General features: G+C 64.6%; 12 protein-coding genes and 5 tRNA genes. All 17 read right to left on the bottom strand.

What is annotated here, in order from left to right:
* Positions 1 to 100 precede the first annotated feature (100 nt).
* Positions 101 to 177: transfer RNA gene (locus tag NGK70_RS05275), tRNA-Met, on the bottom strand.
* 92 nt (positions 178 to 269) lie between these two features.
* On the bottom strand, positions 270 to 4,499 hold the full coding sequence (gene rpoC, locus NGK70_RS05270) for a DNA-directed RNA polymerase subunit beta' (RefSeq protein WP_251972237.1): 4,230 nt from the start codon (positions 4,497 to 4,499) through the stop codon (positions 270 to 272).
* Between the two features lie 15 nt (positions 4,500 to 4,514).
* The gene (rpoB, locus tag NGK70_RS05265) at positions 4,515 to 8,642 is read right to left on the bottom strand and encodes a DNA-directed RNA polymerase subunit beta (protein WP_251972236.1); all 4,128 of its coding nucleotides are present in this window, start codon (positions 8,640 to 8,642) and stop codon (positions 4,515 to 4,517) included.
* Positions 8,643 to 8,963: 321 nt separating this feature from the next.
* The gene (gene rplL / locus NGK70_RS05260) at positions 8,964 to 9,341 is read right to left on the bottom strand and encodes a 50S ribosomal protein L7/L12 (protein WP_251972235.1); all 378 of its coding nucleotides are present in this window, start codon (positions 9,339 to 9,341) and stop codon (positions 8,964 to 8,966) included.
* 40 nt (positions 9,342 to 9,381) lie between these two features.
* The gene (rplJ, locus tag NGK70_RS05255) at positions 9,382 to 9,903 is read right to left on the bottom strand and encodes a 50S ribosomal protein L10 (protein WP_251972234.1); all 522 of its coding nucleotides are present in this window, start codon (positions 9,901 to 9,903) and stop codon (positions 9,382 to 9,384) included.
* A 308-nt stretch (positions 9,904 to 10,211) separates the two neighbouring features.
* Complete coding sequence (rplA, locus tag NGK70_RS05250) at positions 10,212 to 10,925, bottom strand: 50S ribosomal protein L1 (RefSeq protein WP_251972233.1); 714 nt, start codon at positions 10,923 to 10,925, stop codon at positions 10,212 to 10,214.
* A 4-nt stretch (positions 10,926 to 10,929) separates the two neighbouring features.
* Positions 10,930 to 11,364 (bottom strand): 50S ribosomal protein L11, encoded by a 435-nt coding sequence (rplK, locus tag NGK70_RS05245; protein ID WP_251972232.1) that lies wholly within the window; start codon positions 11,362 to 11,364, stop codon positions 10,930 to 10,932.
* A 109-nt stretch (positions 11,365 to 11,473) separates the two neighbouring features.
* On the bottom strand, positions 11,474 to 12,037 hold the full coding sequence (nusG, locus tag NGK70_RS05240) for a transcription termination/antitermination protein NusG (protein WP_251972231.1): 564 nt from the start codon (positions 12,035 to 12,037) through the stop codon (positions 11,474 to 11,476).
* A gap of 24 nt (positions 12,038 to 12,061) precedes the next feature.
* The gene (gene secE, locus NGK70_RS05235; protein ID WP_251972230.1) at positions 12,062 to 12,448 is read right to left on the bottom strand and encodes a preprotein translocase subunit SecE; all 387 of its coding nucleotides are present in this window, start codon (positions 12,446 to 12,448) and stop codon (positions 12,062 to 12,064) included.
* Positions 12,449 to 12,610: 162 nt separating this feature from the next.
* Positions 12,611 to 12,686, bottom strand: a tRNA-Trp gene (locus NGK70_RS05230).
* 18 nt (positions 12,687 to 12,704) lie between these two features.
* Positions 12,705 to 13,895 carry an elongation factor Tu gene (gene tuf, locus NGK70_RS05225; protein WP_251972229.1) on the bottom strand — a complete coding sequence of 397 codons (1,191 nt, stop codon included), beginning with the start codon at positions 13,893 to 13,895 and terminating at the stop codon, positions 12,705 to 12,707.
* 59 nt (positions 13,896 to 13,954) lie between these two features.
* Positions 13,955 to 14,029, bottom strand: a tRNA-Thr gene (locus NGK70_RS05220).
* Between the two features lie 83 nt (positions 14,030 to 14,112).
* A tRNA-Gly gene (locus NGK70_RS05215) sits at positions 14,113 to 14,186 on the bottom strand.
* 105 nt (positions 14,187 to 14,291) lie between these two features.
* Positions 14,292 to 14,377, bottom strand: a tRNA-Tyr gene (locus tag NGK70_RS05210).
* Positions 14,378 to 14,453: 76 nt separating this feature from the next.
* A complete protein-coding gene (locus NGK70_RS05205; RefSeq protein ID WP_428985574.1) occupies positions 14,454 to 15,215 on the bottom strand; it encodes a uracil-DNA glycosylase in 762 nt (253 codons plus the stop codon).
* Complete coding sequence (trpC, locus tag NGK70_RS05200) at positions 15,212 to 16,027, bottom strand: indole-3-glycerol phosphate synthase TrpC (RefSeq protein ID WP_251972228.1); 816 nt, start codon at positions 16,025 to 16,027, stop codon at positions 15,212 to 15,214. Before trpC ends, NGK70_RS05205 begins: the two co-directional genes overlap by 4 nt.
* A gap of 4 nt (positions 16,028 to 16,031) precedes the next feature.
* Positions 16,032 to 17,066, bottom strand: a complete 1,035-nt coding sequence (trpD, locus tag NGK70_RS05195; protein ID WP_251972227.1) for an anthranilate phosphoribosyltransferase — start codon at positions 17,064 to 17,066, stop codon at positions 16,032 to 16,034.
* Between the last annotated feature and the right edge of the window lie 30 nt (positions 17,067 to 17,096).

Below are 17,096 nucleotides of genomic sequence, written 5' to 3'. Positions count from 1 at the left end.
TGGCGCGGATGCTGCGCCAGGACGTCGACCGCCGTGGGTGGCCGGCTGATGCCAGCATGAAAAAACCCGTCGCACCTTGCGATGCGACGGGTCCTGAATTTGGTTGCGGAGGCAGGATTTGAACCTGCGACCTTTGGGTTATGAGCCCAACGAGCTACCAGACTGCTCCACTCCGCGACTGAGAAATATATTATAAGAGGGTTTTGCTTCGCGATGCAAGCACTATTTTCTGATTCCTGAAAATAGTGCCCGCACGCACAAGCAAGCGATCAGTCCTCGTTCGCCAAGTCGCCGGAAGCCGCGGCCGCAGCGGTCTCGGCATCCACCGCCGCGAAGGCGTCTTGCGCTTCCTGCATGGCGATGAGGCGACGCTCGTTGTCGTCCATCTCTTCCTTGGCCTTGCGGGCCTGATGGTAGGCCAGGCCGGTACCAGCGGGGATCAGGCGACCGACGATGACGTTTTCCTTCAGACCACGCAGCTCGTCGCGCTTGCCCATGATCGCCGCTTCGGTCAGCACGCGGGTGGTTTCCTGGAAGGAAGCCGCGGAGATGAACGAATCGGTCGACAGCGAGGCCTTGGTGATGCCCAGCAGCACGTCGGAGTACGTGGCAGGGATCTTGTCCTCGCCACGCAGCCGGTCGTTGGTGTCGAACAGTTCCGAGCGCTCGACCTGCTCACCTGCGATGTAGGTGCTGTCGCCCGGGTTGACGATCTGAACGCGGCGCAGCATCTGGCGAACGATCACCTCGATGTGCTTGTCGTTGATCTTCACGCCCTGCAGACGGTAGACGTCCTGCACCTCGTCGACGATGTAGCGTGCCAGTTCCTCGACGCCCAGCAGGCGCAGGATGTCCTGCGGATCGGCCGGACCGTCGACGATGTTTTCGCCCTTGTTGACCACCTGGCCTTCGTGCACCAGGATGTTCTTTTCCTTGGGCACCAGTTCTTCGTAGACCTTGCCGTCCGGGTCGGTGATCTGCAGACGCACCTTGCCCTTGGTCTCCTTGCCGAAGGAGACCGTACCGGTCATCTCGGCCAGGATGCCCTTGTCCTTGGGCGAGCGGGCTTCGAACAGCTCAGCCACCCGCGGCAGACCGCCGGTGATGTCGCGGGTCTTCTGGCCTTCGACCGGGATGCGCGCCAGCACTTCGCCGGGCATCACGTCCTGGCCGTCGCGCACCTGGATCAGCGCGCCTACCGGGAAGCCGATCGTCACCGAGTGGTCGGTGCCGGGGATCTTCACCTCGTGGCCGCTGGCGTCCAGCAGCTTGACCTGAGGGCGCACCACCTTGGCGGCGCCACGGCGCTTCGGATCGATCACGACCAGGGTCGACAGGCCCGTCACCTCGTCGACCTGCTTCGCCACGGTCACGCCTTCCTCGACGTTCTCGAAGCGCATCTTGCCGGCGAACTCGGTGATGATCGGGCGAGTCAGCGGGTCCCAGTTGCCGAGCACCGTGCCCGCCTTGATGTGCTGGTCAGCCTTGATGTTCAGCGTGGCGCCGTAGGGCACCTTGTGGCGCTCGCGCTCGCGGCCGTGCTGGTCGGAGATGATGATTTCGCCGGAACGCGAGATCACCACCAGCTCGCCCTTGGCGTTGGTCACGTAGCGCATCGTGCTGTTGAAGCCGATGTAGCCCTCGGACTTGGCGTCCACGCTGGACGCCACCGCCGCACGCGAGGCCGCACCACCGATGTGGAAGGTACGCATCGTCAGCTGCGTGCCCGGCTCACCGATCGACTGCGCCGCGATCACGCCCACCGCCTCGCCGGTGTTGACCAGGCCGCCGCGGCCCAGGTCGCGGCCATAGCACTTGGCACAGATGCCGAAGCGGGTGTCGCAGGTCAGCGGCGTGCGGACCTTGACCTCGTCGACGCCAGCGGCTTCGAGGATGTCCATCGCCTCTTCGTCGAGCATCATCCCGCCGCGGATCAGGGTTTCCTGGTTTTCGGGGTGGATCACATCCACCGCGGTCACCCGGCCGAGGATGCGGTCGCGCAGGGACTCGATCACCTCACCGCCTTCGACCAGCGCACGCATCGCGATGCCGTTGTCGGTGCCGCAATCGTCCTGGTTGACCACCAGATCCTGCGTCACGTCGACCAGCCGGCGGGTCAGGTAACCCGAGTTCGCGGTCTTCAGCGCCGTGTCCGCCAGGCCCTTTCGAGCACCGTGGGTGGAGATGAAGTACTGCAGAACGTTCAGGCCTTCGCGGAAGTTTGCCGTGATCGGCGTCTCGATGATCGAGCCGTCCGGCTTGGCCATCAGACCGCGCATACCCGCCAGCTGGCGGATCTGGGCGGCGGAACCCCGCGCCCCGGAGTCAGCCATCATGTAGATGGAGTTGAACGACTCCTGGTCCACTTCCTTGCCGTGGCGGTCCATCACCTTCTGCTTGGACAGCTGCTGCATCATGACCTTGCCGACTTCGTCGCCGGTCTTGCCCCAGATGTCCACGACCTTGTTGTAGCGCTCGCCGGCGGTCACCAGGCCCGAGACGTACTGCTGCTCGATCTCCTTGACCTCGTTCTCGGCGCGCTCGATCAGGCCGGGCTTCTCCTTGGGCACCAGCATGTCATCGATGGCAATCGAGATGCCTGCGCGCGTGGCCAGCCGGAAGCCGCTTTGCAGCAGCTTGTCGGCGAACACCACGGTCTCCTTCAGGCCGCACTTGCGGAAGGAGGTGTTGATCAGGCGCGAGATCTCCTTCTTCTTCAGCGCCTTGTTCATGTTGGTGAACGGCAGGCCCTTCGGAAGGATCTCGGACAGCAGGGCACGGCCGACCGTGGTCTCGGTCAGCTTGGTCGTGGGCAGCCAGGCACCGCTCTCGCTGCGGCTGTACTCGGTCAGGCGGACATTGATCTTCGCGGTCAGCTCGATCACGCCGTTGTCCAGTGCGCGCTGCACTTCGCCAACGTCGGAGAAGATCATGCCTTCACCCTTGCCGTTGATGCGCTCGCGGGTGGCGTAGTACAGGCCCAGCACCACGTCCTGCGACGGCACGATCGACGGCTCGCCCGAGGCCGGGAAGAGCACGTTGTTCGACGCCAGCATCAGGGCGCGCGCTTCCATCTGCGCTTCGATGGACAGCGGCACGTGAACGGCCATCTGGTCACCGTCGAAGTCGGCGTTGAAGGCCGAGCAGACGAGCGGATGCAGCTGAATGGCCTTGCCTTCGATCAGCACCGGCTCGAAGGCCTGGATGCCCAGTCGGTGCAGCGTCGGTGCGCGGTTCAGCAGGACGGGGTGCTCCTTGATCACCTCTTCCAGGATGTCCCACACCACCGGCGTGCCGGCTTCCACTTCCTTCTTCGCCTGCTTGATCGTGGAGGCGATGCCCATCGCTTCCAGGCGCGAGAAGATGAAGGGCTTGAACAGCTCCAGCGCCATCAGCTTGGGCAGGCCGCACTGGTGCAGCTTGAGGTACGGGCCCACGGTGATGACGGAACGACCCGAGTAGTCGACGCGCTTGCCCAGCAGGTTCTGGCGGAAGCGGCCTGACTTGCCCTTGATCATGTCGGCCAGCGACTTCAGCGCGCGCTTGTTCGCACCGGTCATGGCCTTGCCGCGGCGGCCGTTGTCGAGCAGCGAGTCGACGGCTTCCTGCAGCATGCGCTTTTCGTTGCGCACGATGATTTCCGGCGCCTTCAGCTCCAGCAGGCGAGCCAGGCGGTTGTTCCGGTTGATGACGCGGCGGTACAGGTCGTTCAGGTCGGAGGTCGCGAAGCGGCCACCGTCCAGCGGCACCAGCGGACGCAGGTCCGGCGGCAGCACGGGCAGGACTTCCAGCACCATCCAGTTGGGCTTGATGCCCGACTTCTTGAAGGCCTCCATGACCTTCAGGCGCTTGGAGTTCTTCTTGATCTTCAGCTCGGAGCCGGTCATGTCGTTGCGGAGCTTGTCGATCTCCGCATCGCTGTCCATGTCCTCCAGCAGGTGCTTGATGCCCTCGGCGCCCATCAGCGCGACGAACTCGTCGCCGTACTCCTGGCGCTTCGCGTCGTAGTCGTCCTCGGACATGATGCTGAACTTCTTCAGCGGGGTCATGCCGGGGTCCACCACCACGTAGGCTTCGAAGTACAGCACGCGCTCGATGTCGCGCAGCGTCATGTCGAGCACCAGGCCCAGGCGCGACGGCAGCGACTTCAGGAACCAGATGTGCGCGCAGGGTGCTGCCAGCTCGATGTGGCCCATGCGGTCACGGCGGACCTTGGTCTGGGTCACTTCGACGCCGCACTTCTCGCAGATCACACCGCGGTGCTTCAGGCGCTTGTACTTGCCGCACAGGCACTCGTAGTCCTTGATCGGGCCGAAGATCTTGGCGCAGAACAGGCCGTCACGCTCGGGCTTGAACGTCCGGTAGTTGATCGTCTCGGGCTTCTTCACCTCGCCGAAGGACCACGAGCGGATCTTCTCCGGGCTGGCCAGCCCGATGCGGATCGCGTCGAAGTGTTCGTCGGGGGTGAACTGCTTGAAAAGGTCGAGTAGTCCCTTCATGCCTTTTCTCCTTGCTTAGTTGCGCTCGAGCTCGATGTCGATACCGAGCGAACGGATTTCCTTGACCAGCACGTTGAACGACTCGGGCATGCCCGCGTCGATCGAGTGCTCACCCTTGACGATGTTCTCGTAGACCTTGGTGCGGCCGTTCACGTCATCGGACTTCACGGTCAGCATTTCCTGCAGCACGTAAGCCGCGCCGTAGGCTTCCAGCGCCCAGACTTCCATTTCACCGAAGCGCTGGCCACCGAACTGGGCCTTGCCGCCCAGCGGCTGCTGCGTCACCAGCGAGTACGGGCCGGTCGAGCGGGCATGCATCTTGTCGTCCACCAGGTGATGCAGCTTCAGCACGTGCATGTAGCCGACCGTAGTGGGACGCTCGAAGGCCTCGCCGGTGCGGCCGTCGTACAGATAGGCCTGGGTACGCGTCTCGGTCAGCCCCTTCTTCTTGGCGATGTCGTCCGGATACGCCAGCTTCAGCATGGCGCGGATTTCCTCTTCCTTGGCGCCATCGAACACCGGGGTGGCGAAGGGCACGCCCTTGGACAGGTTGTGCGCCATCTCGACCACTTCCGTGTCGGTCAGGGCATCCAGGTCCTCGGTGCGGCCGCCCGACTGGTTGTAGAGCTGATCGAAGAACTGGCGCAACTCGGCCACGCGGGCCTCCTGCTGCAGCATGTCGCCGATGCGCTGACCGATGCCCTTGCCGGCCCAGCCCAGGTGCACTTCCAGGACCTGGCCCACGTTCATCCGCGAAGGCACGCCCAGTGGGTTCAGCACGATGTCGGCAGGGGTGCCGTCGGCCATGTAAGGCATGTCCTCGATCGGGGTGATCTTGGACACCACACCCTTGTTGCCGTGGCGGCCGGCCATCTTGTCGCCAGGCTGCAGGCGGCGCTTGACGGCCAGGTAGACCTTGACCATCTTCAGCACGCCGGCGGGCAGTTCGTCGCCCTGCGTCAGCTTCTTGCGCTTTTCTTCGAAAGCCAGGTCGAAGCTGTGGCGCGTCTGCTCCAGCGAGTTCTTGATCGACTCCAGCTGGTTGGCCACCTCGTCCTCGGCCGGGCGGATGTCGAACCAGTGGTACTTCTCGACCTCGGTCAGATAGGCCTTGTCGATCACGGTGCCCTTGGCGATCTTGCGCGGACCACCGTTGACCACCTTGCCGATCAGCAGCTTCTCGATCCGGTCGAAGGCGTCCGACTCCACGATGCGCAGCTGGTCGTTCAGGTCCAGGCGGAAGCGCTTCAGCTCGTCGTCGATGATCTGCTGGGCACGCTTGTCGCGCTGGATGCCCTCACGGGTGAAGACCTGCACGTCGATGACCGTGCCGTTGGTGCCCTGGTCGACCCGCAGCGAGGTGTCCTTCACATCGGAGGCCTTCTCGCCGAAGATCGCGCGCAGCAGCTTCTCTTCCGGCGTCAGCGTGGTTTCGCCCTTGGGCGTGACCTTGCCGACCAGCACGTCGCCCGGGCTGACCTCGGCGCCGATGTAGACGATGCCCGCCTCGTCCAGGCGACCCAGTTGCTGCTCGCTCAGGTTCGGGATGTCGCGGGTGATGTCCTCGGGCCCGAGCTTGGTGTCACGCGCCATGACGACCAGCTCCTCGATGTGGATCGAGGTGTAGCGGTCTTCGGCAACGACGCGCTCCGAGATCAGGATCGAGTCCTCGAAGTTGTAGCCGTTCCAGGGCATGAACGCGACCAGCATGTTCTGGCCCAGCGCCAGTTCACCCAGGTCGGTCGAGGCGCCATCGGCGATCACGTCGCCCGCACCGACCATGTGGCCACGGCTGACGATGGGACGCTGATGGATGTTGGTGTTCTGGTTGGAACGGTGGTACTTGATGAGGTTGTAGATGTCCACGCCCACTTCACCGGCCACCGTTTCCGCGTCGTTCACGCGGATCACGATGCGGTTGGTGTCGACGTAGTCCACCACGCCACCGCGGCGAGCGGTCACGACGGTGCCCGAGTCGACCGCGGCGACGCGCTCGACACCGGTGCCCACGAAGGCCTTCTCCGGACGCAGCGTCGGCACGGCCTGGCGCTGCATGTTGGCGCCCATCAGTGCGCGGTTCGCGTCATCGTGCTCCAGGAAGGGCACCAGCGAAGCCGCCACGGAGACGATCTGCGTCGGCGCCACGTCCATGTACTGGATGCGCTCCGGCGAAGTCAGCACCGAGTCGCCTTTTTCACGGGCGGAGACCAGCTCGTCGATCAGGCGGTTGTCGCCGTCCAGCTTGGCGTTGGCCTGGGCGATGACGTACTTGCCTTCCTCGATGGCCGACAGGTAGTCGATCTGGGTCGACGCGATACCGTCCTTCACCCGGCGGTACGGTGTTTCCAGGAAGCCGTATTCGTTCAGACGGGCGTACAGGGCCAGCGAGTTGATCAGGCCGATGTTCGGGCCTTCAGGCGTCTCGATCGGGCACACGCGGCCGTAGTGGGTCGGGTGCACGTCGCGGACTTCGAAGCCGGCGCGCTCGCGGGTCAGACCGCCCGGGCCCAGGGCCGAGACGCGACGCTTGTGCGTGATCTCGGACAGCGGGTTGGTCTGGTCCATGAACTGCGACAACTGGCTCGCCCCGAAGAACTCCTTCAGCGCAGCGCTGATGGGCTTCGAGTTGATCAGGTCGTGCGGCATCAGGGCCTCGGTCTCGGCCTGGCCCAGACGCTCCTTCACGGCCTTCTCGATGCGCGCCAAGCCCGAGCGGTACTGGTTCTCGGCCAGTTCGCCCACGCAGCGCACGCGCCGGTTGCCCAGGTGGTCGATGTCGTCGACTTCGCCGTTGCCGTTGCGCAGGCTGACCAGGATCTTGACGACGGCGAGGATATCGTCGTTGCCCAGCGTCATCGGCCCTTCGGAGCCCTCACGCCCGACGCGGGCGTTGAACTTCATGCGGCCCACGCGCGAGAGGTCGTAGGTGTCGGCGCTGTAGAACAGGCGATGGAACAGGGCCTCGACCGCATCCTCGGTCGGCGGCTCGCCGGGGCGCATCATGCGGTAGATCGCCACGCGTGCGGCCAACTGGTCGGCCGTCTCGTCGCTGGCCAGGGTCTGGCTGATGTAGGCGCCCTGGTTCAGCTCGTTGGTGAACAGGCAGGGCAGCTCCTTGATGCCCGCGGCGCGCAGCTTCTTCAGCAGCGCCTCGGTCAGCTCCTCGTTGGCCTTGGCCACGATCTCGCCGGTGTCCGCGTCGACCATGTTGCGCGCCACCACGCGGCCCACCAGGAAGTCTTCCGGCACGCTGATGAACTGCGTACCCGAGGCCTCCAGCTGGCGGATGTGCTTGGCGGTGATGCGCTTGTCCTTCTCGGCCAGGACATTGCCCGCCTTGTCGGTGATGTCGAAGCGTGCGATCTCGCCCTTCAGGCGCTCGGGCACCAGCTCCATCTGTGCGCCCGTGTCCATCAGGCGGAAATGGTCGTTGACGAAGAAGTGCGCCAGGATCTGCTCGGGGTTCAGGCCGATGGCCTTGAGCAGGATCGTGACCGGCATCTTGCGGCGGCGGTCGACACGGAAGTACAGAATGTCCTTCGGGTCGAACTCGAAGTCCAGCCAGGAGCCGCGGTAGGGGATGATGCGTGCCGAGAACAGCAGCTTGCCCGACGAGTGCGTCTTGCCCTTGTCGTGCTCGAAGAACACGCCGGGCGAGCGGTGCAGCTGACTGACGATGACGCGCTCGGTGCCATTGACGATGAAGGAGCCGTAGTCGGTCATCAGGGGCACCTCGCCCATGTAGACCTCCTGCTCCTTGATCTCCTTGACCACCTTGGACTGCGAGGTCGAGGCCTCACGGTCATAGATGATCATCTGCAGGCGCGCACGCACCGCTGCCGCGAAGGTGAGGCCGCGCTGCTGGCACTCACGCACGTCGAAGGGGGGCTTCGCGATGTTGAACTCGAGGAACTTCATCTCGACCATGCCGTTGTGCGACACGATCGGGAAGGCGGAGAGGAAGGCTGCCTGCAAGCCCTCGGGCTTGCGCTTCTGGGGTGGAACGTCCTTCTGAAGGAAAGCCACATAGCTGTCCTTCTGCATCGTCAACAGATAGGGAACGTTCAGCACACTCGCGCGTTTGCCAAAGCTCTTGCGGATTCGCTTGCGCTCGGTGTAGCTGTAGGGGGTTGCTTGCGCCATCAATCACTCCGTGCCGCGTGCCACCCGTCGGGCCAGGACAGGGGCATTTCGGGCCGATAAGTCGGGACGACTGGCACCAGGTATTGCACCTGAAGCTTGGTGGCAGGCCACTACCTGCCGCTGGCGGACAACCCCGGCGTTGCACCGGAGTCCGACCAAACCCGTTCTCCGCAGTCGGTTCAGAGAACACTTGGAAAGACCGTCGAGCGTAGCCCAAAGGTCTTTTCAGCTGCTCTCCAGGGACAAACCCTGAAGCACTGACCTGAAGCGCAAAAGGCTGGCGGCCCGTTTCCGGCCGCCAGCCCTTCGAGGAAGCGTGAATTACTTCACTTCGGCCTTGGCGCCGGCTTCCAGCAGCTTCTTCAGAGCGGCTTCGGCATCGGCCTTGGCAATGCCTTCCTTGACGTTCTTCGGAGCGCCGTCGACCAGGTCCTTGGCTTCCTTCAGACCCAGGCCGGTCAGCTCGCGCACGGCCTTGATGACGGACACCTTGTTGGCGCCAGCTTCGAGCAGTACGACGTTGAATTCGGTCTTCTCTTCAACGACGGCAGCAGCAGCACCGGCACCACCGGCAGCCGGAGCGGCCATCGCAGCGGCGGACACGCCGAACTTCTCTTCGATCGCCTTGACCAGGTCGTTCAGTTCCATCACGGACATGCTGTCCAGGGCGGTCAGGAAGGCGTCTTTGTCGAATGCCATTTGGATTACCTCGAAATCAGTGATTCAGTGAAACAGGGGCTCAGGCTGCAGCAGCTTCGGCGGGGGCTTCGGCACCACCACCGCGCTTCTCAGCCAGGGCAGCCAGCACGCCAGCCATGCGCTGGACCGGCGACATGAGCAGACCGGCGATCTGTGCCAGCAGGACTTCCTTGCTGGGCACGGAGGCCAGGGCCTTCACACCGTTGGCGTCCAGGGCCTTGCCGGCATAGGCGCCGCCCTTGATCAGCAGCTTGTCGTTGGTCTTGGCAAAGTCGGCAATGACTTTGGCCGCAGCCACGGCGTCTTCGGAAAAACCATAGATCAGCGGGCCGACCATGCTCTCCGACGCCACCTCGAACGGGCTGCCTGCAACGGCACGACGCGCCAGGGTGTTCTTCACGACGTGAAGGTACACACCCTTGGCACGCGCATCGACGCGCAGCTTGTTCAGGTGTTCGACGGTGAGGCCACGGTACTCGGCCATCGCCAACGTCTGGGACTTGGCCACTTGCGCGGCCACTTCCGAGACGACAGCGGCCTTCTCGTTGCGGTTGAGACTCAAGGTCTACTCCTCACTTCAACATGCCCTTGGCGCGGACGCCTCGGGCACACCCGGATTGCAGCGACCTGGCCGTTTCCGATCGATGCCCCATCACTGGAACCTCTTTCTTCACGGCGGGGACGCCATCTGCGCTGGCGGTGGGCACCCCTTGCGGTGCACCCGACCCATTAAGCCCGGACCTTGCGGCCCGTTCACCAGCGGTCTTGGATGGCCTGGGGTGGTGTTGCACCACCCCAGCCCACCAATTCATGGGGCGAGATGCCAGACTCGCATCGCGCCCCTTTGTCCTGTGGTCCGACGGACCCGGATCAGCCCTGCGCGGCCATGCCGGCGGTGATGCTCGGCACTTCGACGCGCACGCCCACACCCATCGTGGACGACACGGCGACCTTACGCAGGTACACACCCTTGCTCGACGCTGGCTTGGCCTTGGTCAGGGCTTCCAGCAGCGCCTGCAGGTTGCCCTTGAGCTTGTCGTCGTCGAACGAGCGACGGCCGATGGTGCCGTGGATGATGCCGTTCTTGTCGACACGGAACTGCACCTGACCCGCCTTGGCGTTCTTCACCGCGGTGGCCACGTCGGGCGTCACGGTGCCGACCTTCGGGTTCGGCATCAGGCCGCGCGGGCCGAGGATCTGACCGAGTTGACCGACCACGCGCATCGCGTCCGGCGAGGCAATGACCACGTCGAAGTTGATGTTGCCGGCCTTGACCTCGGCAGCCAGGTCGTCCATGCCGACCACGTCGGCGCCGGCAGCCTTGGCCTCTTCGGCCTTGGCGCCCTGCGTGAACACGGCCACGCGCTTGGTCTTGCCGGTGCCATTGGGCATCACGACCGCGCCACGCACGACCTGATCCGACTTCTTGGCATCCACGCCGAGCTGGACGGCCACGTCGATGGACTCATCGAACTTGCCGCCGGCACATTCCTTGACCAAGGCAAGTGCCTGATCGATGGCGTACAGCTTGAGGCTGTCGACCTTGCCCTGCAGGGCCTTCTGACGCTTGGTGAGCTTGGCCATGGTGTCAGACCCCTTCCACGTTGATGCCCATCGAACGGGCCGAGCCGGCGATGGTCTTGACGGCGGCGTCGAGGTTGGCGGCAGTCAGGTCTTTGACCTTGATCTTCGCGATCTCTTCCAACTGCGCCCGGGTCAGCTTGGCGACCTTCTCAACGTGCGGGCGCGGCGAGCCCTTATCGATCTTGGCAGCCTTCTTCAGCAGCACGGTCGCCGGCGGCGACTTGATGATGAAGGTGAAGGACTTGTCCGCGTAGGCAGTGATCACCACGGGCAGCTTCATGCCGGGCTCGAAGCCCTGCTGCGTCTGCGCGTTGAACGCCTTGCAGAACTCCATGATGTTCAGGCCACGCTGACCCAGCGCGGGACCGATCGGGGGCGAGGGGTTCGCCTTGCCCGCCGGCACTTGCAGCTTGATGAAGCCGACGATCTTCTTTGCCATGAAAGGCTCCTTGTCGAGTTCGAACGCCTTGGGGAATTGCCCCGCAGCTCCTCGTCGTTTGACCCGTTGAGAACCGCAGGCGCCGGGTCAGCTCGCCTGCGACAAGAAATCAGACCTTTTCGACTTGGTGGAAGTCCAGCTCGACTGGCGTCGCACGACCAAAGATGGTGACCGACACGCGCAGCTTGTTCTTGTCGTAGTTGACTTCTTCGATCGCGCCGTTGAAGTCGGTGAACGGACCTTCCTTGACGCGCACGACCTCGCCGACTTCCCACTCGACCTTGGGCCGCGGCTTCTCGATGCCTTCCTGCATCTGGTTGACGATCTTCATGACCTCGTCTTCCGAGATGGGCACCGGCCGGTTCTTGGCACCGCCGACGAAGCCGGTCACCTTGCTGGTGTTCTTGACCAAGTGCCAGGACTCGTCATCCATCAGCATCTCGACCAGTACATAGCCCGGGAAGAAGCGCCGTTCAGTAACGGCCTTCTTGCCGTTCTTCATTTCGACCACTTCTTCGGTCGGCACCAGGATGCGACCGAACTTGGTCTGCATGCCAGCACGATCGATGCGCTCGCGCAGGTTGCGCTCCACCGCCTTCTCCATGCCGGAATAGGCGTGCACCACGTACCAGCGCAACGGCACGGCGGGCGGGTTGGTCACAGCATCGGTCATCGTTATTCTTCCCGCTCAGAGTTTTCAGCGCTTCCAGCCCAGAACGAGGTCGTACAGGACCCACTCGAGCGTCTTGTCGGTCAACCACAGGAACAGCGCCATCACCACGACGAAGGCGAACACGTAGCCCGTCATCTGAAGCGATTCCTTGCGCGTCGGCCAGACCACCTTCTTGAGCTCGCGCACCGACTCACGGCCATACGCGATCAGCGACTTGCCCTGCTCGGCCGCGAAGAACGCCGCCACCGATGCCGCCAGCAACACAAGGAGGACCGCCCACTGGACGTAGGGGCCCTGCTTAGCCAGGAGATAAAAGGCCACCAGGCCGCCCAGCAGCAGCACACCTGCCGCCGCCAGCTTGGCCTTGTCAGCGCCGGTGGAGACGGTTTCGACTTGTTGAGGAGCGCTCATCGCTATCACTTGATGCACGAACAGGACCGTGCGCTGTAACCGCTTCAGCAACCCCGGATTCCGGACGCATCAGCAGCAAAGCCCGCGAGGGCCACATGGCGTCCCGCGGGCTGCTTGGCAACCTCCGAGGAGGCTACAAGCCTGAATGAAGATATTCAGACTTGGCAGGGGCAGAGGGAATCGAACCCCCAACCTTCGGTTTTGGAGACCGACGCTCTGCCAATTGAGCTATACCCCTGCTGCCTTTCAAAAAGACTTACTCGATGATCTTGGCGACGACGCCGGCGCCGACGGTGCGACCGCCTTCACGGATGGCGAAGCGCAGGCCTTCTTCCATGGCGATCGGCGCAATCAGCTTGACCGTGATCGACACGTTGTCGCCCGGCATCACCATTTCCTTGTCGGCCGGCAGCTCGATGGCGCCGGTCACGTCGGTGGTGCGGAAGTAGAACTGCGGGCGGTAGTTGTTGAAGAACGGGGTGTGACGACCACCCTCTTCCTTCGACAGCACGTATACCTCACCGGTGAAGTGGGTGTGCGGCTTGATGGAGCCCGGCTTGCACAGCACCTGGCCGCGCTCGACGTCTTCACGCTTGGTGCCGCGCAGCAGGATGCCCACGTTGTCGCCCGCCTGACCTTGGTCCAGCAGCTTGCGGAACATTTCCACGCCGGTGCAGGTGGTGGTCTGGGTGGCCTTGATGCCAACGATTTCGATGGCCTCGCCCACCTTGATGATGCCGCGCTCGATACGGCCGGTCACCACGGTGCCACGACCCGAGATCGAGAACACGTCTTCCACGGGCATCAGGAAGGTGCCGTCCACGGCGCGCTCGGGCGTCGGGATGTAGGTGTCCAGTGCGTCAGCCAGCTTCATGATGGCTTCTTCACCCAGGGGACCCTTGTCGCCTTCCAGCGCCAGCTTGGCCGAACCCTTGATGATCGGGGTGTCGTCGCCAGGGAAGTCGTACTTGGACAGGAGCTCGCGAACTTCCATCTCGACCAGTTCAAGCAGCTCTTCGTCGTCCACCATGTCGGCCTTGTTCAGGAAGACGATGATGTAGGGCACGCCGACCTGACGGCTCAGCAGGATGTGTTCGCGGGTCTGGGGCATCGGGCCGTCGGCGGCCGAGCAGACCAGGATCGCACCGTCCATCTGGGCCGCGCCGGTGATCATGTTCTTCACATAGTCGGCGTGTCCCGGGCAGTCCACGTGCGCGTAGTGACGGTTGGCCGTCTCGTACTCGACGTGGGCGGTGTTGATCGTGATGCCGCGCGCCTTCTCTTCCGGCGCTGCGTCGATCTGGTCGTACGCCTTCGCGGTGCCGCCAAACTTGGCCGACAGCACGGTCGTGATCGCCGCCGTCAGCGTGGTCTTGCCGTGGTCCACGTGTCCAATGGTCCCCACGTTCACGTGCGGCTTGGTACGTTCAAACTTTTCTTTTGCCATGTTTCGCGCTCCTGAGTGCGATCAAGGTAAGACTTCGCCGACCAACGCTTGGAATAGGTTGGTGCCCATGGCGCGGATCGAACGCGCGACCTCTCCCTTACCAAGGGAGTGCTCTACCACTGAGCCACATGGGCATCGACACAGGACTGAACACCAGCACCCCAAAGGACGCTCATCGCACAATCCTGTGCCGACCATTACCAACTCGCCACAAAACTGGAGCGGGAGGCGGGAATCGAACCCGCGCCATCAGCTTGGAAGGCTGAGGTTCTACCATTGAACTACTCCCGCCTCGCAGGCTACGCCGCACAAGGCGCAACCAACAAGACAGCAAGACCACTCAGGACCACAACACAACCAAGCCTGAATACTCACCGTCTTGCGACGACGTTTCGCTGGTGGAGGAGGCTGGATTCGAACCAGCGTAGGCGTAAGCCAACAGATTTACAGTCTGCCCCCTTTAGCCACTCGGGCACCCCTCCTGGGCGAGCCCATAACTTTAACACCATGCGGGTTTGAATTGCAAGCGTGTCGCTGGCAATTTGCTGTGACGGCGCTTCAGCGCCGAGTCAGCGACCAGTCCACCGGCTCGGCACCGCGCTCGCGCAGCAGTGCGTTGGCCTGGCTGAAGGGGCGGCTACCGAGGAAGGGCACCGGCGGGCGCCGCGCCGACAACGGCGAGGGATGGTTGGACATCAACACGCCATGCATCGGCCCGGCGGCGTGGATGCGCGGCGCCTTCTGCTGCGCGTGTGCCCCCCAGAGCAGGAACACCTTGGATGAACGATCCCGCGCCACCCCGTCGATCAGCGCATCCGTGAAATCAACCCAACCGGCTCGCGCGTGGCTGGCCGGACGATCGCGCTCGACGGTGAGACTGGTGTTGAGCAGCAGCACGCCGGCATCGACCCAGGGGCCGAGATCACCCGCCGCCGGCAAGGCGATGCCGAGGTCGTCGACCAGCTCGCGCCGGATGTTGCGCAGGCTGGGCGGGATCTTCACCCCTTCAGGCACCGAGAACGCCAGTCCCTGGGCCTCGCCGGGGCCGTGGTAGGGATCCTGACCCAGGATGACCACCTTGACCCGCTCGGGCGTCAGGCTGCGCAGCGCGCGCAGCGGGTCGGCCGGATAGACCTCGACTCCCTCGGCCCGACGCTTGTCCACCAGCGCGCACAGCCGCTGGCCGGCCGCGCTGACCAGGAAGCCCTGCGCCAGCTCCGCCCAGGCCGCGGGCAGGCCACCAAAGGCCTCGGCCAGGGGATGCCGCAAGCGGTTGTCCGGCAGGCCGCCCGGGGCCGCCTCGTCGTCGAACAGCCTCACGCGCCCGGATCCGCCGGCATCTCGAAGAGATCGGCCAGCGCCGCGCCCGGGTCGCTCTGGCGCATGAAGGCCTCGCCGACCAGGAAGGCGTGCACGTCGGCGGCGCGCATGCGCTGAACGTCGGCCCGGCCGAGGATGCCCGATTCGGTGACCAGCAGGCGGTTGGCCGGCACGTCGGCCAGCATGCCCAGGGTCGTGTCCAGCGTGACCTCGAAGCTGCGCAGGTTGCGGTTGTTGATGCCCACCAGCGGCGTACGCAGCCGTAGGGCGCGCTGCAGCTCCTCGGCATCGTGCACCTCGACCAGCACCGCCAGGCCGAGCGCCCGCGCGCAGTCCTCCAGCTCGGCCATCTGCGCATCGGCCAGGCAGGCAGCGATCAGCAGGATGCAGTCCGCGCCCATCGCCGCGGCCTCGACGACCTGGTAGGGGTCGACCATGAAGTCCTTGCGCAGCACCGGCAAAGCGCAGGCGGCGCGGGCCTCGCACAGGTAGGCGGCCGAACCCTGGAAATATTGCTCGTCGGTCAGCACGCTCAGGCAGGCGGCGCCGTGGCGCTCGTAGCTGCGGGCGATCTCGGCGGGGTGGAAGTCCGGCCGGATCACGCCCTTGCTCGGGCTGGCCTTCTTGATCTCGGCGATCACCGCGGCCTGCCCGGCGGCGATCCTGGCGCGCAGCGCGGCCTCGAAGTCGCGCCGGCCGAGCCGGGCCGCATCGGCCTGGATCTGCAGTTCGGCTTGGCCGATGCGCTGGCGCGCCGCGGCGATTTCCTCGTGCTTGGTCGCAACGATGGTCTTCAGGATGTCGGTGGCCATGGGGTCAGGCTCCTGCCAGTCGCTTCGTCGCGGCGACGAACTCGTCGCGCTTGCGGGCCGCGGCACCGCTCTCCAGTGCCGCACGGGCCCGCTCGATGCCTTCGGCCATGGTGGCTGCCACATTGGCCGCGTACAGACCCACGCCGGCGTTGAGGATCACGATATCGCGCGCCGGGCCCGGTTCGTTGGCCAGCACGGCGGCCAGCATGGCCTGGGACTGCTCGGGCGTCTCCACCTTCAGCGCGCGCCCACCGGCCATCGGCAGGCCGAAGTCCTCGGGGTGGATCTCGTACTCGCGGATCGCGCCGTCGCGCAGCTCGCCCACCAGCGTGGCCGCGCCCAGCGACACCTCGTCCATGCCGTCGCGGCCGTGCACCACCACCGCGTGCTCGGCGCCCAGGCGCTGCAGTGCGCGCACCTGGATGCCCACCAGGTCAGGGTGGAACACGCCCATCAGGATGTTGGGCGCGTCCGCCGGGTTGGTCAGCGGGCCGAGGATGTTGAACATCGTGCGCACGCCCAGCTCCTTGCGCACCGGGGCGACGTTCTTCATCGCCGGGTGGTGGTTGGGGGCGAACATGAAGCCGATGCCGGTTTCGGCGATGCACTGGGCGATTGCCTGCGGCGGCAGCGAGAGGCTCACGCCCATGGCCTCCAGCACGTCGGCGCTGCCGGAGCTGCTGGAGACGCTGCGCCCACCGTGCTTGCTCACCCGCGCGCCCGCCGCGGCGGCCACGAACATGCTGCAGGTGGAGATGTTGAAGGTGTGCGAACCGTCACCGCCGGTGCCGACGATGTCGACCAGGTGCGTGCGGTCGGCCACCGGCACCTTGACCGAGAACTCGCGCATCACCTGCGCGGCGGCGGTCAGCTCGCCGATGGTTTCCTTCTTCACCCGCAGGCCGATCATCAGCGCGGCCATCACGGTGGGCGACATCTCGCCGGTCATGATGCGCCGCATCAGCGTGAGCATCTCGTCGTGGAAGATCTCGCGGTGCTCGATGACGCGCGTCAGGGCTTCGGTGTTGGAAATCGTCATGTCAGGCTCCAGGCGTTTTTCAGCACAGGT

The organism is Sphaerotilus microaerophilus, assembly GCF_023734135.1.
Taxonomy (GTDB): Bacteria; Pseudomonadota; Gammaproteobacteria; order Burkholderiales; family Burkholderiaceae_C; genus Sphaerotilus; species Sphaerotilus microaerophilus.
The sequence above is the reverse complement of the archived record's forward strand: the minus strand, read 5'-3'. Positions and strand labels throughout refer to the sequence as shown.